At 44.8% G+C, this 22440-nt stretch carries 23 protein-coding genes and 1 pseudogene; 14 read left to right on the forward strand and 10 right to left on the reverse strand.

All coding sequences use genetic code 11. The features are described from left to right. Positions 1–66: 66 nt before the first annotated feature. Complete coding sequence (locus VFW36_RS07540; protein WP_329658199.1) at positions 67–624, reverse strand: hypothetical protein; 558 nt, start codon at positions 622–624, stop codon at positions 67–69. Positions 625–736: 112 nt separating this feature from the next. On the opposite strand from VFW36_RS07540, the gene VFW36_RS07545 reads away from it, so the two are divergent. After that, complete coding sequence (locus VFW36_RS07545) at positions 737–1732, forward strand: MoxR family ATPase (RefSeq protein ID WP_329658200.1); 996 nt, start codon at positions 737–739, stop codon at positions 1730–1732. Further along, positions 1732–2880 (forward strand): DUF2201 family putative metallopeptidase, encoded by a 1149-nt coding sequence (locus VFW36_RS07550; protein ID WP_329658201.1) that lies wholly within the window; start codon positions 1732–1734, stop codon positions 2878–2880. The genes VFW36_RS07545 and VFW36_RS07550 overlap by 1 nt, the downstream gene beginning before the upstream one ends. 5 nt (positions 2881–2885) lie before the next feature. On the opposite strand, the gene VFW36_RS07555 is transcribed toward VFW36_RS07550, so the two are convergent. The 4 genes from VFW36_RS07555 to VFW36_RS07570 all read right to left on the reverse strand — a co-directional run bounded on the left by VFW36_RS07555 (position 2886) and on the right by VFW36_RS07570 (position 5203). After that, positions 2886–4022, reverse strand: coding sequence for a hypothetical protein (locus VFW36_RS07555; RefSeq protein WP_329658202.1), 1137 nt, complete (start codon positions 4020–4022; stop codon positions 2886–2888). A gap of 76 nt (positions 4023–4098) precedes the next feature. Continuing rightward, a complete protein-coding gene (locus VFW36_RS07560; protein WP_329658203.1) occupies positions 4099–4578 on the reverse strand; it encodes a hypothetical protein in 480 nt (159 codons plus the stop codon). 9 nt (positions 4579–4587) lie between these two features. Beyond that, positions 4588–4815 carry a hypothetical protein gene (locus VFW36_RS07565; RefSeq protein WP_329658204.1) on the reverse strand — a complete coding sequence of 76 codons (228 nt, stop codon included), beginning with the start codon at positions 4813–4815 and terminating at the stop codon, positions 4588–4590. Beyond that, the gene (locus VFW36_RS07570) at positions 4808–5203 is read right to left on the reverse strand and encodes a NifB/NifX family molybdenum-iron cluster-binding protein (RefSeq protein WP_329658205.1); all 396 of its coding nucleotides are present in this window, start codon (positions 5201–5203) and stop codon (positions 4808–4810) included. Before VFW36_RS07570 ends, VFW36_RS07565 begins: the two co-directional genes overlap by 8 nt. A 97-nt stretch (positions 5204–5300) precedes the next feature. Between VFW36_RS07570 and VFW36_RS07575 the strand changes: the two genes are divergently transcribed. From VFW36_RS07575 to VFW36_RS07600, 6 genes are all read left to right on the forward strand, one after another. Then, positions 5301–6191 (forward strand): NifU family protein, encoded by an 891-nt coding sequence (locus VFW36_RS07575; RefSeq protein WP_329658206.1) that lies wholly within the window; start codon positions 5301–5303, stop codon positions 6189–6191. A 10-nt stretch (positions 6192–6201) separates the two neighbouring features. After that, the gene (locus VFW36_RS07580) at positions 6202–6648 is read left to right on the forward strand and encodes a TOBE domain-containing protein (protein ID WP_329658207.1); all 447 of its coding nucleotides are present in this window, start codon (positions 6202–6204) and stop codon (positions 6646–6648) included. Between the two features lie 10 nt (positions 6649–6658). Beyond that, complete coding sequence (locus VFW36_RS07585) at positions 6659–7033, forward strand: 4Fe-4S dicluster domain-containing protein (RefSeq protein WP_329658208.1); 375 nt, start codon at positions 6659–6661, stop codon at positions 7031–7033. A gap of 9 nt (positions 7034–7042) precedes the next feature. Further along, positions 7043–7423: a NifB/NifX family molybdenum-iron cluster-binding protein gene (locus VFW36_RS07590; protein ID WP_329658209.1), complete on the forward strand. Its 381-nt coding sequence runs from the start codon at positions 7043–7045 to the stop codon at positions 7421–7423. A 75-nt stretch (positions 7424–7498) separates the two neighbouring features. Then, entirely contained in the window at positions 7499–7897 is a 399-nt protein-coding gene (locus VFW36_RS07595) for a 4Fe-4S dicluster domain-containing protein (RefSeq protein ID WP_329658210.1), read from the forward strand. A gap of 65 nt (positions 7898–7962) precedes the next feature. Beyond that, positions 7963–8274: a hypothetical protein gene (locus tag VFW36_RS07600; protein WP_329658211.1), complete on the forward strand. Its 312-nt coding sequence runs from the start codon at positions 7963–7965 to the stop codon at positions 8272–8274. Positions 8275–8276: 2 nt separating this feature from the next. On the opposite strand, the gene VFW36_RS07605 is transcribed toward VFW36_RS07600, so the two are convergent. Next, on the reverse strand, positions 8277–9158 hold the full coding sequence (locus tag VFW36_RS07605; protein WP_329658212.1) for a DMT family transporter: 882 nt from the start codon (positions 9156–9158) through the stop codon (positions 8277–8279). A gap of 148 nt (positions 9159–9306) precedes the next feature. On the opposite strand from VFW36_RS07605, the gene VFW36_RS07610 reads away from it, so the two are divergent. From VFW36_RS07610 to VFW36_RS07625, 4 genes are all read left to right on the forward strand, one after another. After that, on the forward strand, positions 9307–9708 hold the full coding sequence (locus VFW36_RS07610) for a PAS domain-containing protein (RefSeq protein ID WP_329658213.1): 402 nt from the start codon (positions 9307–9309) through the stop codon (positions 9706–9708). Between the two features lie 640 nt (positions 9709–10348). Next, the gene (locus VFW36_RS12575; protein ID WP_414720272.1) at positions 10349–10801 is read left to right on the forward strand and encodes a methyl-accepting chemotaxis protein; all 453 of its coding nucleotides are present in this window, start codon (positions 10349–10351) and stop codon (positions 10799–10801) included. A gap of 100 nt (positions 10802–10901) precedes the next feature. After that, positions 10902–13097 carry a SulP family inorganic anion transporter gene (locus VFW36_RS07620; RefSeq protein ID WP_329658215.1) on the forward strand — a complete coding sequence of 732 codons (2196 nt, stop codon included), beginning with the start codon at positions 10902–10904 and terminating at the stop codon, positions 13095–13097. Positions 13098–13207: 110 nt separating this feature from the next. Continuing rightward, a complete protein-coding gene (locus VFW36_RS07625; protein ID WP_329658216.1) occupies positions 13208–13906 on the forward strand; it encodes a pirin family protein in 699 nt (232 codons plus the stop codon). A gap of 2 nt (positions 13907–13908) precedes the next feature. Here the strand turns inward: VFW36_RS07625 and VFW36_RS07630 are convergent, their stop codons facing one another. The 3 genes from VFW36_RS07630 to VFW36_RS07640 form a co-directional block, all read right to left on the reverse strand. After that, positions 13909–14790 carry a diguanylate cyclase domain-containing protein gene (locus VFW36_RS07630; RefSeq protein ID WP_329658217.1) on the reverse strand — a complete coding sequence of 294 codons (882 nt, stop codon included), beginning with the start codon at positions 14788–14790 and terminating at the stop codon, positions 13909–13911. Between the two features lie 48 nt (positions 14791–14838). After that, positions 14839–16464, reverse strand: a complete 1626-nt coding sequence (locus tag VFW36_RS07635; protein WP_329658218.1) for a methyl-accepting chemotaxis protein — start codon at positions 16462–16464, stop codon at positions 14839–14841. A 273-nt stretch (positions 16465–16737) separates the two neighbouring features. Next, positions 16738–17919: a NifS family cysteine desulfurase gene (locus VFW36_RS07640; protein WP_329658219.1), complete on the reverse strand. Its 1182-nt coding sequence runs from the start codon at positions 17917–17919 to the stop codon at positions 16738–16740. A gap of 217 nt (positions 17920–18136) precedes the next feature. Here VFW36_RS07640 and VFW36_RS07645 point away from each other — a divergent pair, with 217 nt between their 5' ends. Then, complete coding sequence (locus tag VFW36_RS07645) at positions 18137–19651, forward strand: P-loop ATPase, Sll1717 family (RefSeq protein ID WP_329658220.1); 1515 nt, start codon at positions 18137–18139, stop codon at positions 19649–19651. Positions 19652–19932: 281 nt separating this feature from the next. Then, positions 19933–22194 (forward strand): glutamine--tRNA ligase/YqeY domain fusion protein, encoded by a 2262-nt coding sequence (locus tag VFW36_RS07650; RefSeq protein WP_329658221.1) that lies wholly within the window; start codon positions 19933–19935, stop codon positions 22192–22194. A gap of 51 nt (positions 22195–22245) precedes the next feature. On the opposite strand, the pseudogene clpX reads toward VFW36_RS07650, so the two are convergent. Beyond that, a pseudogene (clpX, locus tag VFW36_RS07655) lies at positions 22246–22440 on the reverse strand (ATP-dependent Clp protease ATP-binding subunit ClpX); the annotation flags it as partial.

Genomic DNA, 22440 nt, shown 5'->3' on the forward strand with positions numbered 1-22440 from the left:
TTGTCATGCCGTGCTACGACTTAGTAAAATGGATCCCGTATCAAGTACGGGATGACAAATCAGATTTTAAACTGCCCCGAAAGAGAGTTTTCCACCGCGTTGAAGTGATTTGATCTCTTCATACGTTTTTTCAGTGAGTCGTAGGTTGCTACGTGAAACTTCTTTTACAACGGCATCGATTTTCTCTTTATCCGACATCTTTTTCAAATCACCTTTTGAAAGATCGGCGAGATCGAGCAAGTCGTTCCATACAGAACTCTCATCCAATGCAAACGTATTGAACGTAATTCCCTCATAAACGAATGTCCCTTTACCGATGATGTCAGAGACGAAAAGGAGGTATTTCCCCTCAGGAGTCAAGAACTCTTTGTATTTCGCTACGAAACCTTCAAAAACATCCAAAGATGTGAGCTCACACGCCAAGAAGTCGATTTTGTCCGAGTTTGTCGCAAGGATAACTTGTTTTACGATCTCTTTTGGAGGGAGACTTTTATCGGCAGTGATAACTTTACCCTCAGTTACGACGAGGCATCCTCGGTACGCATATTTGTACGCATCGGTTGGTGCATTGTAGACGATCATCCATTCGAGTTTGTTTTCAGCGATGTAGCTTTGGATTGACATTGTGTGTTCCTTCAAGATTGTATTACCCCTCTCAATACAATTATTGTTCTACCTTTTTCGCACAATAAATGCAACATTTCCCGAAACACCGCTATTCTCAAGGATACTTAGTATGAACCCTCAAAGCGCCAAACGCTCCCTTGCCCATTTGTGCGAACGAAAAGTTCCCGTCTTTTTATGGGGACCTCCGGGGATCGGAAAATCCTCGATTGTGGCTCAAATCGCACGTGAAGCGGATATAGGATTTATCGATTTGCGTCTCTCACTCCTCGATCCGACCGATTTGCGGGGTATCCCGTTTTTTGATTCCAAAAACGACAGTGCGATATGGGCGCCTCCGGCATTTTTGCCCGATGGATCACAAGAACGTGGGATACTCTTTCTCGATGAACTCAATACCGCTGCACCGATGGTTCAAGCCTCTGCCTATCAGCTGATTTTGGATCGTAAGATCGGTGAGTATCGTCTCCCTGATGGGTGGGCGATTGTGGCGGCGGGGAACCGTGAGAGCGATCGCGGGGTGGTGTTTCGGATGGCGGCACCTCTGGCTAACCGTTTTGTCCATTTGGAGATGGAGGCAAACGTAGAGGATTGGCGCAACTGGGCGATTCGTGCCGGTATCGAAGCGAGTATCATCGCTTATATCTCCCACCGTCCTGATGCTCTGTTTGTCTTTAATGCCGAGAGTAGATCATTTGCCACACCGCGTACATGGCAATATGTCCATGACATCATGGCCTCCAATCCCGATGAGGATTTAGTGATGGCGATGGTGGCGGGTGCTGTCGGTGAAGAGTTGGCGGCATCGTATCTGGGGTTTCGCCTCGTTGCCTCACAGCTTCCTGATTTGGATGCGATATTGGAGGGAACGTGCATGGACGTTCCGAGTGATCCCTCCTCGCTTCATATTCTCAGCACGGCGCTCACTATGCGGATAGATGATTATACGGGGAGTAAAAAGCTGAACAATCTCATCACCTATACATTGAAACTCCCCGGAGAGTTTGCGGTAATGATTATCCAAGACCTCCGCGCGCGTAAAATCGAGCTAGATCACGTCGAGAGCTGGCCGTTGTGGATGCGCCAGTTCAACACACTCTTACGATAATGTTATCGGATCAACTACTGCTCAAAGCCAAGAGTTTATTGACGGTGAAATATCCCTATTTCGGGATGCTCGCTTCGAGACTCAATTTTGAGCCGAGTGAGGATCTCTCAGGCTATGCCAGTAACGGAAAACGGTTTATCTATAACGTGGAGTTTTTAGAGCGTCGAAGTGTCGAGGAGGTGATGTTTATCCTAACCAATGCCGTTATGCACCATGTCCTCTCTCATCAGCAGAGAAAACTAAACCGCAGAGGGAAGCTTTGGCAGTTAGCGACCGATTACGCGATCAATAATCTCCTAAGCAAAAGCGGTTTGCATATCCCTCAAGGGGCAAACTACAACAAAGAGTATGAGCTAATGTATGCCGAAGAGATCTATGATGCACTCAAAAATGATCTTAACCTTGGTGAGGGGGATGCATTCGGTGAGAGTGGGAAGAGTGCTTCAGAATCAATGGCTCAAGATGGAGATGATTTGGGGGAGTTTGCCAATATCGACGGAATTGCCGATGATATGGACGTCGCTGATGAGTCGCAGTGGCAATATGCCGCATCTATCGCGCAGGAGGTTGCACAGCGTAAGGGGGCAATGCCGTTAGGATTAGAGCGCTTAGGTAAAAAGGTAAAGCCCAGCGATGTGGATTGGAGGTTTGAACTCTATAATGCGGTCAATCGCCACATGCGCAACAACTACGCCTTTATGCCCCCGAACAAAAAACATATCCATCGCGGTATCGCACTCCCTTCGCTTACCAGTGATACCCTCAGTCTATGCGTCGCAGTCGATACGAGCGGTTCGATCGACGATGCACTTTTGGGGGCTTTTATGGAGGAGTTTAAATCAATCATGCAAAACTTCCCTTCGGTGAAGATTGAGCTGATTATCGCCGATGCGAAGGTGCACGCTCACCATACATTTATCAGCGGGGACCCTATGGATTTTCCTCTCAAAGGGGGAGGGGGGACGGATTATCGTCCGACGTTTGATTACGTCGAGGCGAATCTCCCCATGACGACGATGCTCCTCTATTTCACCGACGGGGAGGGGTCATACCCCCGTATCCCGCCGAATTATGAAGTGTTGTGGGCATTATCGCGAAAAGCGAAAGTGCCGTTTGGAAGAGCTCTCGTGATATTTGATCAAAAATAATAGAGTTATTTGATATTGTCATCTTCATTAAGATCTGAAAGCTGTGCGAGATCCGCTAACGGGTCAGTTTCAGGTTCAGAGGGGAAGAGATTTTTCCAGTCGCTGAACACTTTTATATACTCGATACTGCCGGATCGTTTAGGGTCAAGAGAAAATTTTGGTGCATTAAAATTTTCCAAAGAGGTCGTATTTTCAATGCCGAGAACAAAACGCTCATTTTTGTCGGACGCGTTAATGGCGGATTGAATATAGACAATATGATCGTCTGAACCGATCCCGAAATCAAAATCGAGTTGCAAGTTAAGTGCTTCGATAAGCGGTGCGAGCTGTTTCGGATCGCTGAGAACCATATACGAGCCGTAGATTTCTTTGGTGATTACCGACTCAGAGTACATTTTTTGAATCATTGCGTCGGTGATGGTCATGATCATTTTGACCGATTGATTACGATCGAGGGAGAGATGGACTTTTTTCGTACTTCCGCTGTTTTTTTCGAGAGCGTTTAGCGGTTGATAACTAAAAGAGGAAGCGTTGATGTCGCTGAATGCTTTGATCACCCCCTCTTTCATCGCAGCATTGATACTGTGTACGGTCTTTTCATCGAATTGTTTCATACTATCTTCGCCGATAACGGTACTGATGATCGAATCGTTCAGATCAAAGCGTATCATTTTCCCCTCATCTTCAGGTTTCAATGGGAAGATGGTGTTTAAGAACGTTCGCCCCATATAGAGTGTTTTTGTCGAATAATCGAACAAAAACGGAAATTTCATCGAGATTTCAACGTTGTCTTTGTTGTAATGTAAATCGTATGTCGCTTCGGATTGAATCCCACCGGCATAATTGATAGCGCCGTTTAATCCGAATGAAAATCCTCGGATGACATCAATCCCTTTTTGCAGATAAAGAGAGGTGAGTTTGTCCGAGGCTGTTTTCTCCTCTTCAGAGGTCGCATTCGTATCTTCAGGGAAAGCAATTTTAGTGATACGTGTTGATGAGGTGTAGTTGTACCCGTTGAGATCAAATGTTTTGTTCATCGCATTTTTAAGAGTGTCATGCGGGGGAAGGGCGGTTGTACAACCGCCGATTACGAGTGCGGACAGCAATAGAACGTTCCATTGCAGAAAAGGTTTTAAAAACATAAAATAACTCCCACTGATATAAATACTTTTAAATTATAGCATTGATAAATAAAAATTAATTTATATTTTCGGAAAATTATAACCCTTTTAATGCTTCATTGATTTGTCCCAGTGCTAACGATTTGGCATTTTCGACCTCTTTGTTATCCCACCAGTATTCGATGATAGCATGTTCGATTTGCTCCAGTTGATCCATGCGTAGGTTGGCGAATACTTCATACGAACTTACCTCTTCTGGGCTTATCCCTTTAGCGCTTGCAACCTTGATTACGGTTTCAACGATACTCTCTTCGAGAGGTTTTGGAGTGATTTCGAGACGGGCTTGATCGATCCATGCGCGGATCTCCTCTTCGAGGTAATCGTGTCCCCATACTTGATAACACAAGATACGGTTCGGACTGTAGACAATCTTCTCCTCTTCACCCAATACATCGCTCACTTTTACCACCCCGTCATAGAGGTAGACTTCGATCCGTTCGTTTTCACGCAGTGTACATGCACGCTCAAATGCCGCTTTCGCGTGTTTTAGTATCTCACTTCGTAGGTTCTCATTCATCATTACTCCTTAGGATGCGATAGATTTAGTGTTATGATAATCCCAAAGACGTTTATAATGGCTGTCGAGCTCGCTGAGGGTCGAATCGACGGTTATAAGTTCGTTGGTACGTTCGAACCGTTTGCTGTGTGCTTCGTACCATTGCGCCATCTCGGTTTTGAGTGCGTTTCGTTTGGCTACGGTTGCAACGATCAGTCTGCGAATCTCTTCCATTTCGCTGGTGATGATCTCAGTCATGGCTGCACCCGCATTCGCATGCTCCCGCCGCGGTTCCAGGATCGAGAAACTCTTTGGCGTTTTCGGGCGTTACTCGGATAAGTGTTTGGGAGAGGGCGGTCTCGATGGCTTTCTTTAGCGGCATAGTCTCTTTTCCGAGCCAATAGACTTCGATCCCTTCGCGAACCATGAGATGAAACGGTCCGTCTCCCAAAAATCCGTATAGGGCAGAGGTCGTACCTTGATCCACCAAGAAGGATGCGGTTTTAATGCCGTTGCCGCATCCTTCGTTGGGAATAATGCTGTGTGTTTTGCTCTTTGGATCGACCAAGGCAAAAAATTGCGCATTGCCGAAAAGTTTCGTACTCATCGTATCACTGCTCTGTGATTCCACAGGGATCGCTATCATCGGGTCTCCTTTACATCTGACTTTCGCATCGTTATGCATTTTTTATTCGTGTGTTTAGAACGGCAATTGCAAGGAGGTTATAAAAAAAGGGATTCCTATGGATGAACTGCGAACCCATTATCACTATTTCAGTAATGAAGAGGGGGACGGCTATGAGATATATAGCTGTGATTTTCCCGAGGTAAAAGGGTTTGGAGAGACCTACGAAGAGGCGATGGCGGATCTTCGTCGAAATTTAAAACGTTATGAGGAGAAGAATATGGAAGCACAATCATTGATGGAGAGCGCGATCATCGCATACGATGCCAAAGATTATCCAAAAGCCAAGGCGATTTGGGAATCGTTGAGTGCGACCGATACCGATGCGATGGTCAATCTGGGAACGATGTACGTCAAAGGATTCGGTGTTGCCAAAAATATTCAAACCGCCTATGCGCTATTTAATCGTGCCGCCGAGCAAGGGCATGAAGTCGCGTCGTTTTATCTGGGCGGTATGTATGAGAACGGGATCGGTGTGAGTGCTTCCAAAGAAGAATCGATCCGTTATTACACGGTTGCGGCAGAGGCGAACATGCCGACCGCTCAGCTCAAACTGGGGATACTACTCCGTAACGACGATGTTCTAAACTCAATGAAATGGATGATCCGTGCCGCCCATGCGGGGGAAGCACAAGCCCACTCTCTCCTAACGTATGTTAGTAATCAAAATACGGCAAACGACATAAATGTCGCATTTCGTATGATGGATGAAGCTTCCCAATACGCCAAAGTTGAATCGGTAATCCGTGATAATCTCGCCCCTATCCTCGCCAGTGACGGGGGAGGGGTAGAACTTGTTAACTTCGTGAGCGGCGATACCCCTGAAATCTGGCTCCGTTATTTGGGGGCGTGTTCGGGATGTCACCTCGGACCTACCTCGACGGCGGGGATGATTTTGGAACAGTTTGAAAACGTTATCGATAAAAGAATAGTGATTTATCTCTGGTAAGGGGTTTTCTATGAATACGTTTAGCGCAAAAGTCGAAGAGATCAAAAGCGACGATTTTTTCAGCTGTATTACGGTGCGGGCTAATGATACAGAATTAAAACTGCTCAAAACCGAAGTCCCTAAATGGCTTCATGTCGGTGATGAGGTCGAATGCCGTGTCCAAGAAGCGGCTATTGCAATTTGCAAGGGAGCCAAAGAGGGGAGCGTTTCGATCGAAAACCATCTCAGCGGGGAATTACAACATTTTCGTAAGGGGACGGTTTTGAGTGAAGTGAGTGTCGAAACCCCCTGCGGAAAACTCAACTCTCTGATAACGACCGATGCGTTCGAGCGGATGGAGTTGTGCGAGGGGTGCAACGTGACACTGCTACTCAAAGCGGTGGACATTAAGCTCACTCCCTTACTTGATAGTACCTCGTATGAAAAATGCAAAGAGCAATTGTATAAAACTAACTAAGGAGTCAATTATGGCTGTAATGATTACTGATTTATGTATTAACTGTGATGCGTGTATCGACGAATGTCCGGTATCGGCAATCGCGAGTGAGAGCGATTCTCCGCGTGAGGATTGGGAATATACCTACGTAAAACCGGAAAAATGTATCGAGTGTGTCGGTCATGCGCAAACACCGGCTTGTGCCGCGGCGTGTCCTACTGAGGGGTGTATTGTTTGGGATATGCCATATACCGCTGAATTCAACGACTATTACGTGAACAGCTCAGAGTACGTTATCAGTGAGTCGAAAAAACGGGGTCTTCTCTCTCCTGAAGTAGCACCGCAAACGTTCCGTGACGACATCTCTATTGCCGCTCGTGAAGCACGCGAAGCCGTAGCGGTTTAAGGATTCATCGTGCTCATCGCATTTGCGTCAACGGATGGTATCTTTGTCAATCAGCATTTCGGATGGTCGAAAAGCTTCGAGCTTTATCGGATCAGCGAAGATAGTGCCGAATATGTCAAAACCCTCGATAGCTCTGAAGATGCGATTGAGGATGAGCACGAAAAGCTAGCCTACAAAATCAGTACCATCCAAGAAGCAGACATCTTGTATTGTTCACAAATAGGACCTACCGCTTCGAAAATGGTACTTGCCTCCAAAATATATCCGATGCGCTCAGGTGAGAATGATCGAATCGATGAGACGATCAAAAAACTCCAAGAGCTGTTGTTGGGCAATCCGCCGCCGTGGTTGCAGCGCATCGTTCACACATCTAAAGATAACGCTATCTGAATGCATCCAGATAGCTACGCTTGCCGCTAAGGCACTAAAGCTTGCCCTTTCAGGGCAGAATTCTAAGGAGATAAAATGGCTGTTATTATCAATGATACCTGCATCACCTGCGATGCGTGTTTACAACAATGTCCCGTTAATGCGATTGTGGACGATATGAGCAATCCGACGGGTAAAAAACACTACTACGTTCAACCAGAAAAATGTGTAGAATGTGTCGGTATTTACGATGATCCGCAATGTGCGGCGATTTGTCCGAGTATCGGATGTATTACGTGGGATATGCCGTTTACGGCTGAATTTGACGAACACTTCCGCAACGAAGAGATCTACAAACTCGGTCTCAGCAAAGAGGGCAAACTCAAATCTCCGAGCTATAAAGCTAAGAGTTTCCGAGAAGATATTGCTTTGTCTGAACGCGGTATCGGAAAGCTGGTTCAAGAAGAGCCTGAAGAGATGCAAGAAGTTGGGTGATTGTACTCGTTTGTTAACAAAACAAGATAAAATACGTTAACAAATCGCCTATCGGAGGTAAAAATATGCGGCCTGTTATGTACGCTTTTATTTTTGCTATCGTTTTTTTAATCTTCAAAGCATTCTTTTTGGATGACTATATTGCTCGACATTACGGTGATGATGCCAATGTTTCGAGCGAGAGCAATATCTCAAGCGAGGATAATCTCTCATCTCCTCCCCAAGTACAACCTGAGCCGGAAGTAAAACCGATACCTCAGGAAAACAATATCAGCACTGCGGCACCCGAAAAGCATGAGATAAAAGAGAGACCGGAAGATAAAAAGATGCCGTTGGATAAACTCGGCGATTCATTGTCCAAGCATATCAAACTATAGGTTTATTTTGCTCGTGAGAGTAAAACCCCGCTGAGTATAATCATCACTCCCCCTCCGATCACCATCGGTGTCGGGAGAACATCTCCCAATAACACCCCGAAAAATGTTGCAAACAGCACGACCGAATAGCTCACCGTACTCACAATGCCGGCTTTTGCGTAAAAATAGGCACGGGTCATATAAATCTGCCCATACGCGGCTGAAATCCCCATCAGAGCAATCCATAGCCAATCCATACCCATCGGCATGGTAAACGGGCTCAATGCAAAGGCGAACAGCTCTGAGGTTGTGTATTCCGCAACCACCATGAGTATCAAAGGGATCACGACTCCTGAGATCATAAACGATAGGACGACGGTGCGTTCATCGTAGTAAGATTTGAGACTTCGGACACTCGTATAGGCGAGTGCGGAGAGAAAGCCGCACAGTATCCCCATGACATGTAGATACCCCATCTCCATTCCACTCAGCATCGCCACCCCCGCAAATCCGATAAAGACCGCAATGAGGGCATTAGGTTTGAGCTTTTCCCCCAACACCAAAAATGCGAGAAGTGCCGTAAAAATCGGTTCCGTTTTGGCATAAACGATAGCGTTCGAGAGGGATGTGGCACTGACGGTATAGAAAAATGCCAACAGGGCAACGGTTCCGACTACCCCTCGAAAAATGAGGGTAACGGGCTTACCGCCGATATTTCGGATCGGTTTATGGAGGATAAATGCTCCGATGAGTGCCAAACCGATCGCATTACGCCAAAAAGTCACTTCAACGGAGCCCATCGAGTGTGATAGGAGTTTGGCAAACACCATTGTCAGAGCAAATAAAAAAGAGGCGATAAGCATAAAGGCAATGCCGCGCCGTGTAGTGTTCGGAGATGAAATCATGACGTGATTGTAGCATGGATAATACCTTGTTTCAGCGTGTTAGTCATGTTTCGGTCACAAAAATATCACATTTTGCCACTGGGATGTGACCGACAAAATTGTACTATTCCAGTGTGCATATCACAATATTATCAAAATTGGAAATACAATGAGCCGCGAATATGTTTTACAGGAAACCGATTTTTTGGTTTCACAGACCGATGCCCAAGGAAATATCCTCTTTGCGAATGAAGATTTTTGCAAAGTGGCAGGTTATAGCCTTAGCGAATTGATAGGCAAGCCGCACAGTATTGTTCGGCACCCCGATATGCCTAAAGCGGCATTTAAAGATTTATGGAACACCTTGAAGCAAGGGAAAACGTGGACAGGGTATGTCAAAAATAGAACCAAAGATGGGGGCTATTATTGGGTTTTTGCCATGGTATACCCAATGGGGAATGGATCAAGAAGCGAATCCGGCTATATTTCATGCCGCAGAAAGCCAAGTGCTGAAGAGATTCAAAGCTCTATGGAATTATATAAAACATTGGATCGAGGATACTATGCGTAACTGGGGAAAAATACTATTGTTTGCCGGAGTTGGGGTTGTCTGTATTTCGGTAGAGTTTTTAGCCGATAGCACGTATGCTACGGTGGTAATGACATTGGTCACTATGCTCGTAGGGGGATGGATGATTTTGCATCCTGATGCTCCGGATAATAGTGAATTGCAAAATGAACTAAACGGTTTTTTGGCGTTGATCGAGCATAAACGCAACAGCTTGAATCCTCTTACGGCCGCTCCGGGTAGTGTGGAAGAAAAAGTTAATAGTATTATTCGTGCACATGAAGAAACGGTTCTCATCGATACGAAAGTAGCCGGTGAAATGGTTTTATTGGCGGATAAAGTAAGAAGCGGTCATTATGGATGTCGTGTTACCAATGACTCAAAATCTCCGCATGTCCATTTGTTGAAAAAAACAATGAACAGTATGCTCGATTCGATTGAGTTGAGTATCGATGATATGATGAAAGTGGTTACTTCCCTTGTCGAAGGGCAATATGATACCCGTGCCAATATACAGGTAGAGGGGAAAATGGGGCAGTTGCTCGAAAAAGTGAATGAACTCGGAACCACACTGCAATCAATGCAACGTCAAAATCATGAGGCGAAAGAGGTACTGGATACGAAAACGAAACAGTTCAAAACGATGCGGGATACCCGATTTGTTGAGCTGAACGGAACGATTAATACCGCTGTAGAGAAAATTGACACGGTTGCCGCAAAAGAGCGTCATCTTGCGGATAATCTCCATATCTTAGTCGGAAATGCGAGAGAGACTAAAGAGATATTGGTAACCATAGGAGACATTGCAGAACAAACGAATCTTCTTGCCCTTAATGCGGCGATTGAAGCAGCCAGAGCAGGCGAGCACGGTCGGGGCTTTGCTGTTGTTGCGGATGAAGTCCGTAAATTGGCAGAACGTACCCAAAAAAGCCTTGCTGAGAGTTCGGCAACGATCAATATCCTGATTCAAGCGATCAGTGATAACAGTGAAACACTCAATCAGAACATGCAGGAAATGACCTCTTTAACGCAGTATGTCGGAAATTTGGACACACAAATGCATGAACTGATACAGACGATGGATGCGATGTCTTAAGCGCTACAACCGAGCATTTTCTTTTCACTGTCCCATCAAAATTTTATTTTGGATACAATAAAATAGATCGATTATTTGAATGAGTATGGGATTGTGAAAAATGTTTAAAACAGCAAACTTTTCAGGCGATTTTTGGGGCGGAACGGCGGCGATGCTCGTGGCATTGCCCGCTGCTATCGCGTTTGGGGTAACGATCTACGCGACCATCGGGGGACACTATGGAGCTTACGGTGCGGTTGCTGGTATATTAGGCGTTGCGGCGATGGGAGTGGTCGCTTCTCTCATGGGTGGGACGGAACGTCTCATCTCCGCTCCGAGTGCCCCTGCCGCTGCGGTACTATCAGCTTTTGCCCTTCACTATATATCCCAAGATGTCGGACCCGATTTAGTCTTTTCGATGTTGATGATTGTCGCGTTGTTAGCGGGGATTTTTCAGATCCTTTTCGGTGTTATCGGATTGGGAAGGCTCATCAAATATATGCCGTTTCCCGTTGTCAGCGGCTATCTTAGCGGGGTAGGGCTCTATATTATCGCGGCACAATCGCCCATATTTGTAGGACTCCCTCAGGGGACGCACTTTTGGGATGCGTTTCAGATCCTCTCCGGATGGAAATGGCAAAGCATTACGGTTGGAATGGTGACCATTATTACTATGATTTATGCTAATAAAGTATTACGTGCCATTCCGGCCGTTATTACGGCACTGATCGCGGGGATAGGAGCCTATTTCATTCTGGGACTTATCGATCCGATTTTACTGCAACCCAATAATGCGTATGTGATCGGAGAGCTTGGAGGGCGCGGCGGGATCAACTTTTTAGACACGTTTATCGGCCGTTTTCAAAGTATCATGCATTTTACTATAGATGATTTCACCCTTTTACTTTTTCCTGCGTTGACGTTAGCGGCACTTCTCTCTATCGATACCCTGAAAACCTGCGTTATTCTCGATTCCATGACCCATTCGTTTCATAACTCAAACCGAGAACTTATCGCTCAAGGCTCAGGTAACGTTGTCTCCGCATTGATCGGAGGTATGCCGGGGTCTGGGACGATGGGAGCTACTATGGTCAATATCTCCAGCGGTGCTCAAACCAGATTATCAGGACTGATCGAGGGGATCATGGCGGTAGTGGCTTTTGTGGTTTTAGCCCGTTTTATCGCATGGATTCCGGTCTCGGCATTGGCCGGTATTTTGATTGTGATCGGTTTTCGAATGATCGATAAACACAGTATGAAACTTCTCAAATCACGACAAACCATGCTCGATTTTTTTATTATAGTTGCTGTTGCCGTAACGGCACTTTCGATCAGTTTGATCGCGGCGGCGGGTGTCGGGCTGATATTAGCGGTAGTGCTTTATATCATCCAACAAATCGGTGCGTCTGTCGTCTACCGCCATCAAGACGGAACGGAAGCTCGTAGCAAGATTGTTCGGGGAAAGGAAGAGGAGAACCTTTTGTGTTCCAGAGGGGATATTTTTTCCGTTTACGAACTTCACGGCAGTCTATTTTTCGGTACCGCCAATCAGCTATACACAATGCTCCAAGAAGATTTACAGTATAAAAAATACATCATCATGGATATGAAGCGGGTGCAGAACGTTGATCTCACCGCCGCCCATATCTTATTGCAGATCAAAGATATTCTGCATGAGCGAGACGGTTATCTTCTTTTATGCCGACTGCCCCATAAACTCCCCAGCGGAGATGATATGGAGAGCTATTTCAACCAAGTCGGATTGCTCAAACACTTGAGCCCGATCAAAGTGTTTGACGATCTGGACGATGCTATCGAGTGGGTGGAGCATAAAATCATCAAAGAGGGTATGCTTGTGTGTGACGGTGAAGGGGTCTTAGACTTGAGTGAATTGGATCTCTTCAAAGGGCGAAAAGAGGAAACCATCCAAGAGCTACGGAGTCTGGTAGAGACAAGAAGCTATAAAAAAGGGGAAACGATCTATTCCGAAGGGGAAGGAAGCGGTGAAATTTTTCTCATTCGTCACGGCTCCGTGCGGATTATGCTCCCCTATCCGGGACGAAAAAGTATCCATTTAAACACGATAGGACGAAACAATTTTTTTGGTGAGTTCTCTTTTTTAGAGGGGATACCTCATTATACCGATACGGTTGCCGCGAGCGATGTGGAGTTGTATAGTATTAGACGGGATGATTTTGAACAATTTTCAATTCATCACAAAAAAACGGCACTCCATTTTATGCAGAGTCTTGCCGCGGTATTGGCAGAGAGATTACGCTTGACCCGCTCGGAACTCGGTGCTGAGTATGACGTTTAAAAAAACAGTTTTTATATTAATAAAAGTTTATAGTTAGAGTGCTACAATAGTTTTTATGAGTATATCCGAGTAGCTAAAAGAGTTAGATCGCTTTTGGGAAAGGGATTAAAATGAAAACATTTTTGCATCGAGCCGGCAAGTGCGGTATGAATGATAAAAGTTCTTTCGTCAGGCATGATGACAATCATTGTGAACAGAGCGTACTAGGGGCGTTATGTCTTTTAAAAGAGACAGAGATCGAACCTTTGGGGAGCTGTGAACTTCAGCCTCATCGTGACGTCGGGATCGTAACCTTTGTAACGCACGGTCTGTTGGAACACAAAGATAGTGACGGAAGCCGCGGTGTGAGTAGAGCAGGGCAGATGCAGTATGTTACGGCGGGTAATAATATCCGCCTTTTAGATCATAACCCCTCTGCTGTTGAAAAAACCAAAGTATTACAGTTATGGATCATACCCCGTCAAAAAGGGTTTATGCCCCGATATGAGCAGCGCAATTGCGATATGGATAGGCTTAACCGCTGGGCACTCATTATCAGCGGAAACGGGCGTAAAAACTCTCTGCGGATAGAGCAGGATATTACGGTTCGTGTCTCCCATCTTTTTATGGGGCACACCTTGGTTTCCGATCCTATCCAAACGGGATACGGTCGTCTTTTATTTGTTCTTGACGGCGAGGTTAACGCATGCGGACATACCCTTAAACGTCGGGATGAGCTTCACGTGATCGGAGATGAGGCGTTTGAAATTACCGCCAATCGAGATGCTCATCTGTTTTTAATCGACGTACCGATGAGCGATTTTGAATAAGATTACAGAAGAGTCGTTTGTGAGGCTTGGGATCGCGCTAAAGCACTTTGAGCACGCTCAATAATATCGGGGATGAGTTCATTCTCGAGTTGTATGGTTGTCCCCAGACGCATTTGAATCGTTTTTAGGTTCTCAAAAGGCTCTTCCCTCATGACACTCAGCAATTTTCGGCTGAATTTCATTGCATTGTCCGCATTGTCGATCAAATAGGCTAATAAAAAAGTCTTTTTATCCCATCGCACCAACATATCGCTTTGGCGGATATTGCATTTGATGCTGGAGGTAAAATCGTGTAGATATTTATCGGCTTCGCTGTCCGATGACATCAACTCGATCATCGTAATACCCACCGCTTTTTCATTAAACTCGGCGGCATTTTGGAAGCTTTTAGAGGTGTGGACAAAATAATCTTTATTGAACGCGCCGCTCTCTTTGTCAATACTGACATCGTTTTCGATCATGATCCGTTTGATCAAATCTTGGGAAATATCGCAAAACGAGACAATAGTGTAATCTTCTACCGGTTCTTCGATCGTGACCGAGAACGCAAAGGGATCGGCACGGTAGTTGATCATACTGACGATACGATCACTCTCGCTCAGCTCCATGATGGCTCGTGTCCACTCTTGTGGATTGGAGGCTTTTCCTGCATGAAAATAGGCTTCATGAGGGACAAAACGGTTAGGGAGAGAACCGAACTCACGGAGAAACATTTTCACCGTAGGCATATTGGTAAATTCTTGAAAGGCTTTGTTAAAAAGAACCAATCTGTTTTGATAGAGGAGCACGATTAGATTTTTTTGGGTATCAATGGCCGACTGAAACAGTTTATGGCAAACATCATCTTCATTTGATATAAACGTTTCATCTTGTAATTGATTCATTAACACCCTTTATTGTAATCGGTTTATACAATAATAGCATATCCTGTGTTAGGTTCTGAATAATCCGAGTTGACTATTGAGATTGATACTATTGGTGGCTAAATGATCGACAGCCGAGGCAACCTCCTCAATACTGCGCGCATTTTTAGAGGAGAGATCGCTGATCTCATTGACCTCTTTTGCTACTCGCGTAGCCTCTTGTGCATTGGCATCTGAGCCAACCGATAGATCGGTAATCACCTCTTGTGTCTGTTCCATGATATGGGTCGAGGTATGGATTTTTTGGCTGATAGTTTCACTTAAACTTCCAAGTTCTTCGATATTTTTACTGTTTTTCTCCATTTGCTCGCTGGCTTCTACGATGGATTGAACGATGGTACTGATGGTGGCATCGGTTTCAGATAGGCTTTTTTGAGTACGTTCTGCAAGTTTGCGTACTTCATCCGCAACCACGGCAAACCCTCGTCCGTGTTCGCCGGCACGCGCCGCTTCGATTGCGGCATTGAGTGCTAATAAGTTGGTTTGATCGGCAATATCGCCGATCACGGAGAGAACTTGTTTAATTTGCTCCGCTTCATTGCTGAGTTGGTTGAGTCGCGCTGAGAATTCGGTTTCGATTCGTACACTCTCTGCGATTTTTTCCAACATAGCCTCCATCTCTTTTTTAGAGTTAATCAGTTCTGTTTTGGCGTTGTTTACATCGTCTTTGGCATTTTCGGCTTTTTTGGCGATTTCGGCAGTGTTTTTTGCAATATTCGTAACATCGTTGTTCGCATGAAAAACGATTTCAGTAGAACTTTCGACCCGCAAACCTATTTGTTTGCTCGTTTCTGCCAACTCTTCCGCAATTGCGGCATTTTCGCTTGCTCTGCGTTTTGAATCGGCAACAATCCCTTGGGTCTTTTGGATAAATGCATTTACGGCTTTACTGGTTTCACTCAGTTCATCGTGACCGTTTTCATCCAGTCGTTTGGTGAGATCCCCATCCCCGTTCGCCAATGAGTGTGCGATAGTTCGTAGCTCATTAATAGAATTTAAAATAGAGGAAGCGATCAGGGCTGTAACAAATGTTCCGAATACTACTCCCAGTATAATGAGGGTTAGTTCTACCGTTCTAGCACTGCTGTAGGTTTCCACCGAAGCGCTATTCAGTTTCTCACTCTCTTTGAGTTGCAAATCGACCAGTTCCGAAAATTTGGTACTAACCGGATCGATCGCGGGATAGAGTCTATCTTTAGCGAATGCAGCTAATGCTTCTTTATCATTACGTGCGAGGATTTTTTTAAGCTCCGCAGTTGCATCATTGGCATCTTTCATAAGTATTTCCGCTTCGGATACAAGTTGTTTTTCTTCGGGTGTTAGATAAGTAGATGTATACGCTTTCCACTGTTTATCTACCGCTTGTTCCGCATCAATGATGAGCTTCGTCCCCTCTGAATACGATATGAGTCCGTAATTCATCTTATGAGTGGTATCCACGATATTGACCGCATACATATCGACAACGACTTTGAGCTGTTTCATCGGGACAACTCTATCGTTGTAAATTGATGTCATATAGGTGTTGTTTTTAGCTAAAGAGGATATTCCGACGATTCCGCTAAGAATCAACAATAATATTAAAAATAGGCCCATAACAATGAGTCGAGTTTTAATTGAAAATGATCTAATCATAACAGTCCACCTTGTATTTTGAGTACTTAAAAAATGATACCAAGGTGATGGTCATATTCCAGTCACGCGATTTTCGCGAATGAAGTCGATGAATTTGTATAATCAAATACAGTGTGTTTTAAATAGTTATTTATATAAGTTTTTTGGATAAATCAAGACAAAAATGTTGGAAAAATTTGATTTTTGCTGTATTAAAAAAGTGTTAAAAAGTCATAAAATAGTCATACTTAATTTTTTAAATATTTTGTGAAGTGTGTAAAAATAGCCCATCGGCTATTTTTCGTTGGTGTAGGCGTAGGTAGAGGAGATCGAGCGTAAACGTTCCGCCGCTTTGATGAATACGTCGATGGTGTAGTCGATCTCATCGGCGGTGGTAAAACGGCTGAGGCTGAGGCGGATTGCCGTATGGGCGAGTTCAGGATCTTCCCCGATCGCACTCATGACGGGATTGGCTTCGAGGCTTTCGGAAGCGCACGCACTTCCCGTAGATGCCGCGATCCCTGCGCGGTTGAGATCCCACAACATCGATTCCCCTTCGATACCGCGCAAAGAGATAAGGATAGTGTTCGGAGTACGGCGTGCACGATCTCCGACGACGATGGTGTCTGGGAGCTGAGAGATAGCATCTTCGAGACGGTCACGTAGTGCTCGCACGTCACTGTTCATTTTCTCCAAATGTCCGACCGATTGTTTCATCGCCAGACCCATACCGATGATGTAGGCGACGTTGAGGGTTCCCGCACGCTTGCCTCCCATTTGCTCTCCGCCGTGGAGGAGGTTAGGCAGCTCCGAGCCTTTACGGACGTACAGACCGCCGATCCCTTTGGGACCGTGAAATTTGTGGGCGGAAAAGGTGAGATAATCGATCGGTGTTGCGGTGAGATCGACTTTCACTTTTCCGATCGCTTGAACGGCATCGGTGTGGAACAAAATCCCTTTCTCTTTTGCGATTGCGGCAACCTCTTCGACGGGAAAAATCATCCCCGTTTCGTTGTTCGCCCACATCATAGAGATGAGGATTGTTTTGTCGGTGATCGCCGCCGCGACACGTTCGGCACTGACATAACCGAACTGATCGACGTCAACGAATGTGATCTCCGCTCCGTTATCTTCGAGGAAGTGGAGGGTCTCTAAGACGGAGGGATGCTCGACAGCAGAGGCGATGATATGGTTTTTGCTCGGATCGCGGAGGATATGTTTGAAAAAGACTCCCTTAAGGACGGTATTGTTGCTCTCGGTCGCACATGAGGTGATGAGGATGTCATCGGCATCGGGAGCGTTTAGGGCATCGTACATATTGCCCATCGCTTCGTTTAGATAAGGGCGCACTTCGATCCCGTATTGGTGGAGGGAGTTCGGGTTACCGTAGAGCTCTTCGAAAAAAGGCTGCATTTTTACTTTTACGATCGGGTCGAGCTTGGTGGTGGCGTTGTTATCTAAATAGACGCGTTTCATAGATAGTCCTCATAGTGTCGGTTAATATGAGGAGAGATTGCAAGATTTGTTCGAGAATAGTATTACATAAGTTAAGTATTTAGTTTGTTGAATAATAAAATAAATGTGGAAAATGGAAACAATACCTCAATGAATATAGTTTGTTTAAGATAATAGGAAGTAAAATAAGTTTAAATCAAACTAATTAAATTTAATGAATAATGTAAGAAGGTGGCTAGTGAACAATATTAATCAACTCAGAACTTATTTTCCAAAGTCTGGTACAACTGAAACTGATAAAGATTTACTTCCGGAAGTATTTTTAGAAAGCAATCAATTTGAAAAAATCATGCATGTTCCTAAAAATACACCAAGAATAGTCGTCGGCAAGAAGGGTTCTGGAAAATCTGCAATTGTTAATTATATGCATCAAATACTCTCTACACAATCAATTCCATTTTTGTTATTAAAACCAGCAGACATAGTAGTAAGTTATGCAGACCAATCGACGGCAAGTATCATTAGAGAATCAAAAAAAGCTCTTTTAAGAGCAATTGGTGTTGAAATTGCTCAAAAAAATACTAATTTCGTTCATGGTAATGATGCTGCAGTTTTAAATCAATTAGCACAAGATGCAGGTAAGCTTGAACCTGATGTAATACAACGCGCATTACAAGTTCTTAATGGTTTTGGAAAAAAAATTTCAGGGATAGATTTTCAAGCTTTAGCTCATAGTTTTAAATCCCAAGAGACGACTAGGATTAAAGATGCTATCAAAGGAGAGCTTGACGATACAACGAATATTTTTTACTTAGTCATTGACGATACTGATCAAATTACATCACCAAGTGAACCTAATCACTTGAATAGAATTTGGGGATTTATTCTTGCTTCACGTGAAATTATGAGTGATATTCCAAATGTCAAATGTATTATTACATTAAGAACAGAAGTATGGAAAAGACTTGAAAAAGATGGTCGTGGACAACGTGATCAGATTGATCACGTACGCGAAGAAGTCGTTAAATTAAACCAAAGTGAAGAAAATATTAGACGAATTATTGAAATTCGTATGAGAAAAGCTTGTGAGCAAATAAAAAATCCTTGTAATCAAACAATCTATCGTGAATTTTTTCAAGATATATATGTTCAAATTCCTGGTATTAAGACTAAAAGATATTGGTCTGATTATATTCCTAAACGCTCTAGAAACCCAAGAGACGCAATTCAGTTAATTGGTGCACTTGCAGAACAAGCATATGATGAAAAAGTAAATAAAATAACAAGTTTACATTTATCAAATATCATATCAGAATTCGCTGGTAACAGAGTTGATGACTTAGAAGTAGAAGTTGAAGACGAGTGTCCAAAAATCAAAGCTATAATTAACTCATTTGTTGATTGTGGGTTTGAAAAAGGTTATATTCTTGATTCTGATAATATGAAAAAGTTTTTACAAACTGTTCCTACAAGATTTAATACCATGCTTTTTGGAAAAGTTCTGAATGGGACAGATGAGGATATCTTCTCACTTTGGAAATACCTTTTTGAAATTGGTTTTTTGGGAGCAAGAGTAACAGATAAGTCGCAACCTGATGGATATAATCACATTGATTCATCTAAACTTGAAATCACGAAAGAAAATTGGAATTTGATACAAAAAGTCAAATGGCAAATACATCCAGCATTTATGGATTATGTTGCAATGAAAATTAATGACAAGAGAAAGTTATTAGGGCTTAAGCCGTTATAGTATTATGAATTAAGCTTATAATTTTACATTTTAAGGTACGACATGTTCCCGAGAATTGATATGGGGATGTCTTACTTGTGCTAATTCTTATCGATTGGAATGCACACTTGATACATCTTTCTCTTTTCACAGAATTTCAACATTATGTTTACTGCACCTAAAATTGATGAGTTTTTAGCCATTTCCTTGCATGTTTTACTCTGCTGATATCGTTATAATTGAACTTATTCGATAAAATACGCAATTAATATAGCAGTATCAAGATTTTGAAGGTTTTTTATATGAGCGAGAGCAAAGATTTTTTACGCACCATCGTCGAAGAGGATTTACACGCGGGCAAATACAGCGAAGTTGTAACCCGCTTTCCCCCCGAGCCAAACGGCTTCCCCCACATCGGACACGCCAAATCGATCGCGATCAATTTCGGTATCGCGCGGGATTATAAAGGGCACTGTAATCTTCGGATGGACGATACCAACCCGACGACGGAAGACACCCGCTACGTCGAAGCGCTCAAAGATGCCGTAGAGTGGCTCGGATTTCAATGGGAGGGGAATGTCCGTTATACGTCGGATTATTTCGGCGAACTCTACGAATATGCAAAACAGCTCATCAGAATGGGCAAAGCCTACGTCGACAGCCTCACCGAAGAGGAGATTCGAGAGTATCGCGGGACAGTGACCGAAGCGGGACGCCGCAGCGTCTATGCCGAGCGCAGTGTCGAAGAGAACCTCGATCTCTTGGAGCGGATGAAAAACGGCGAATTCAAAGACGGTGAACACGTCCTCCGTGCCAAGATCGATATGAGTGCGGCGAATATGAAGATGCGCGATCCGCTGCTGTATCGTATCCGTCACGCCCACCACTACCGAACAGGTGATGCGTGGAATATCTACCCGATGTACGATTACGGTCACTGTATCTCCGATTATCTCGAGGGGGTTACCCACTCTATCTGTACGTTGGAGTTTGAAAACAATCGCGACATCTATGACTGGGTACTCGATACGCTGGGGCTGACATCACCGCGCCCGTATCAGCACGAGTTTGCACGTCTGGGGATCAACTACACCGTCATGAGTAAACGTAAGCTTCTCGAACTGGTCAACGAAGGGTATGTGAACGGTTGGGACGATCCGCGCATGTCGACCATCGCAGGACTTCGTAGACGCGGGTATACCCCTGAGTCAATCTTGAACTTCTGCCACCAGATCGGTATCGCCAAAGCCAACTCGATGGTCGATGTCGCACAGCTCGAGTTCTGTATCCGCGATGATCTCAATACCAAAGTACCGCGCGTGATGTGTGTCCTCGACCCGCTCAAAGTCACTATCGAGAACTACGAGGGGAGCGAAGAGCTTGATGCCTCGTATTACCCTGAGGATGTGCCGAAAGAGGGGAGCCGAAAACTGCCGTTCTCCCGTGAAATCTACATCGAGCGCGAGGATTTTAGTGAGAACCCGCCTGCGGGCTTTTACCGTCTCACACCGGAGCAAAGTGTCCGCCTCAAACACGCCTACATCATCACCTGCAAAGAGGTGATCAAAGACGCCTCAGGCAACATCACGGAGATCATCGCAACGTACCATCCCGACTCCAAAAGCGGCTCCGATACGAGCGGTATTAAGGTCAAAAGTGCGATCCAATGGGTCGAAGCCAACACGGCAAAAACGGTCGAGGTACGACTCTATGATCGTCTCTACACCTGCGAAGCACCGGAAGGGGTCGAAGATCTCAATCCTGATTCGCTCAAAATCATCAAAAACGCTCTGGTCGAGCCTGCGCTCATCAGTGAAAAACCGGATGTCCGTTTCCAGTTCGAGCGTCAGGGGTATTTTTACGCCGATCCGATCGACTATACCGACGAAGCGCCGGTATTTAACAAAATTGTAGGGCTGAAAGACTCGTGGAACAAAAAGAACAAAGCTGACGAGGGCGCAGCTAAACCAGAGCGCAAAGCGGCAGAGAAAAAGGTACAGATCGACGGTGAAGTAGCACCGATGAGCGAAGTCGAGCAAGCGCGATTTGACAAATATACGAGTGAGCTGAAACTAAACGGCGAAGTGGCGAATACCCTTGCTCGGGATGAGAAGCTCTCATCGTTTTACGAAGCGGCGATAGCACTCAATAATAGCCCAGTAACTATCGCCAATATCGTGGCGAATGAAGTGGCGCGAGAACTCAAAGAAAAAGACGCAAGCGAGCTGAAATTCACCGCCGCGCAGGTCGCCGAGCTGGTGAAAATGATCGATGATGAGATCATTTCCAACAAAATCGCCAAGCAGGTGTTCGAAGAGATGGCGCAAAGTGGTGATAACCCGACCAAAATCGTCGAAGCGCAGGGATTGGTGCAGATCAGTGATCCGTCCGTGATTTTGCCGATCATTGATGACGTGATGGCAAAAAATCCCGATAATGTCGAAAAATACAAAGCGGGTAATACTAAATTGTTCGGCTTTTTTGTCGGGCAGGTGCTTAAAGCGACGGGAGGAAAAGCAAATCCTCAGGTCGTCAATGATTTGGTAACTGAGAAATTACAATAAAAGTTACTATCGGAGCCAAGCTCCGATAGTATTCAAACTAAAGATTACTTCTCACGCTTCCGCGTGCTCTTCTTTGTAGGTAAAGATCGGCTCTTTACTCGGATCATCGATTACCGCTTCGGTAATGGTAACACTCGCAATCGATTTATTCGACGGACAGCTAAACTGTAACGGTAGCATCGCTTCTTCTATAATCCCCCGTAATCCCCGTGCTCCGACACCGCGATCGATCGCTTTTTGTGCCAC

Origin of the sequence: Sulfuricurvum sp. (assembly GCF_036279695.1) — a bacterium.
GTDB lineage: Bacteria > Campylobacterota > Campylobacteria > Campylobacterales > Sulfurimonadaceae > Sulfuricurvum.

Excerpts from the sequence above, each read along its gene's own strand:
- VFW36_RS07625 (WP_329658216.1), top strand. The coding sequence starts at position 13,208 with ATGAAAACATTTTTGCATCGAGCCGGCAAGTGCGGTATGAATGATAAA.
- VFW36_RS07630 (WP_329658217.1), bottom strand. The coding sequence starts at position 14,790 with ATGAATCAATTACAAGATGAAACGTTTATATCAAATGAAGATGATGTT.
- VFW36_RS07595 (WP_329658210.1), top strand. The coding sequence starts at position 7,499 with ATGGCTGTTATTATCAATGATACCTGCATCACCTGCGATGCGTGTTTA.
- VFW36_RS07620 (WP_329658215.1), top strand. The coding sequence starts at position 10,902 with ATGTTTAAAACAGCAAACTTTTCAGGCGATTTTTGGGGCGGAACGGCG.
- VFW36_RS07570 (WP_329658205.1), bottom strand. The coding sequence starts at position 5,203 with ATGATAGCGATCCCTGTGGAATCACAGAGCAGTGATACGATGAGTACG.
- VFW36_RS07555 (WP_329658202.1), bottom strand. The coding sequence starts at position 4,022 with ATGTTTTTAAAACCTTTTCTGCAATGGAACGTTCTATTGCTGTCCGCA.
- VFW36_RS07605 (WP_329658212.1), bottom strand. The coding sequence starts at position 9,158 with ATGATTTCATCTCCGAACACTACACGGCGCGGCATTGCCTTTATGCTT.
- VFW36_RS07640 (WP_329658219.1), bottom strand. The coding sequence starts at position 17,919 with ATGAAACGCGTCTATTTAGATAACAACGCCACCACCAAGCTCGACCCG.
- VFW36_RS07565 (WP_329658204.1), bottom strand. The coding sequence starts at position 4,815 with ATGACTGAGATCATCACCAGCGAAATGGAAGAGATTCGCAGACTGATC.
- VFW36_RS07575 (WP_329658206.1), top strand. The coding sequence starts at position 5,301 with ATGGATGAACTGCGAACCCATTATCACTATTTCAGTAATGAAGAGGGG.
- VFW36_RS12575 (WP_414720272.1), top strand. The coding sequence starts at position 10,349 with ATGCGGGATACCCGATTTGTTGAGCTGAACGGAACGATTAATACCGCT.
- VFW36_RS07585 (WP_329658208.1), top strand. The coding sequence starts at position 6,659 with ATGGCTGTAATGATTACTGATTTATGTATTAACTGTGATGCGTGTATC.
- VFW36_RS07610 (WP_329658213.1), top strand. The coding sequence starts at position 9,307 with ATGAGCCGCGAATATGTTTTACAGGAAACCGATTTTTTGGTTTCACAG.
- VFW36_RS07560 (WP_329658203.1), bottom strand. The coding sequence starts at position 4,578 with ATGAATGAGAACCTACGAAGTGAGATACTAAAACACGCGAAAGCGGCA.
- VFW36_RS07545 (WP_329658200.1), top strand. The coding sequence starts at position 737 with ATGAACCCTCAAAGCGCCAAACGCTCCCTTGCCCATTTGTGCGAACGA.
- VFW36_RS07550 (WP_329658201.1), top strand. The coding sequence starts at position 1,732 with ATGTTATCGGATCAACTACTGCTCAAAGCCAAGAGTTTATTGACGGTG.
- VFW36_RS07600 (WP_329658211.1), top strand. The coding sequence starts at position 7,963 with ATGCGGCCTGTTATGTACGCTTTTATTTTTGCTATCGTTTTTTTAATC.
- VFW36_RS07540 (WP_329658199.1), bottom strand. The coding sequence starts at position 624 with ATGTCAATCCAAAGCTACATCGCTGAAAACAAACTCGAATGGATGATC.
- VFW36_RS07580 (WP_329658207.1), top strand. The coding sequence starts at position 6,202 with ATGAATACGTTTAGCGCAAAAGTCGAAGAGATCAAAAGCGACGATTTT.
- VFW36_RS07635 (WP_329658218.1), bottom strand. The coding sequence starts at position 16,464 with ATGATTAGATCATTTTCAATTAAAACTCGACTCATTGTTATGGGCCTA.
- VFW36_RS07650 (WP_329658221.1), top strand. The coding sequence starts at position 19,933 with ATGAGCGAGAGCAAAGATTTTTTACGCACCATCGTCGAAGAGGATTTA.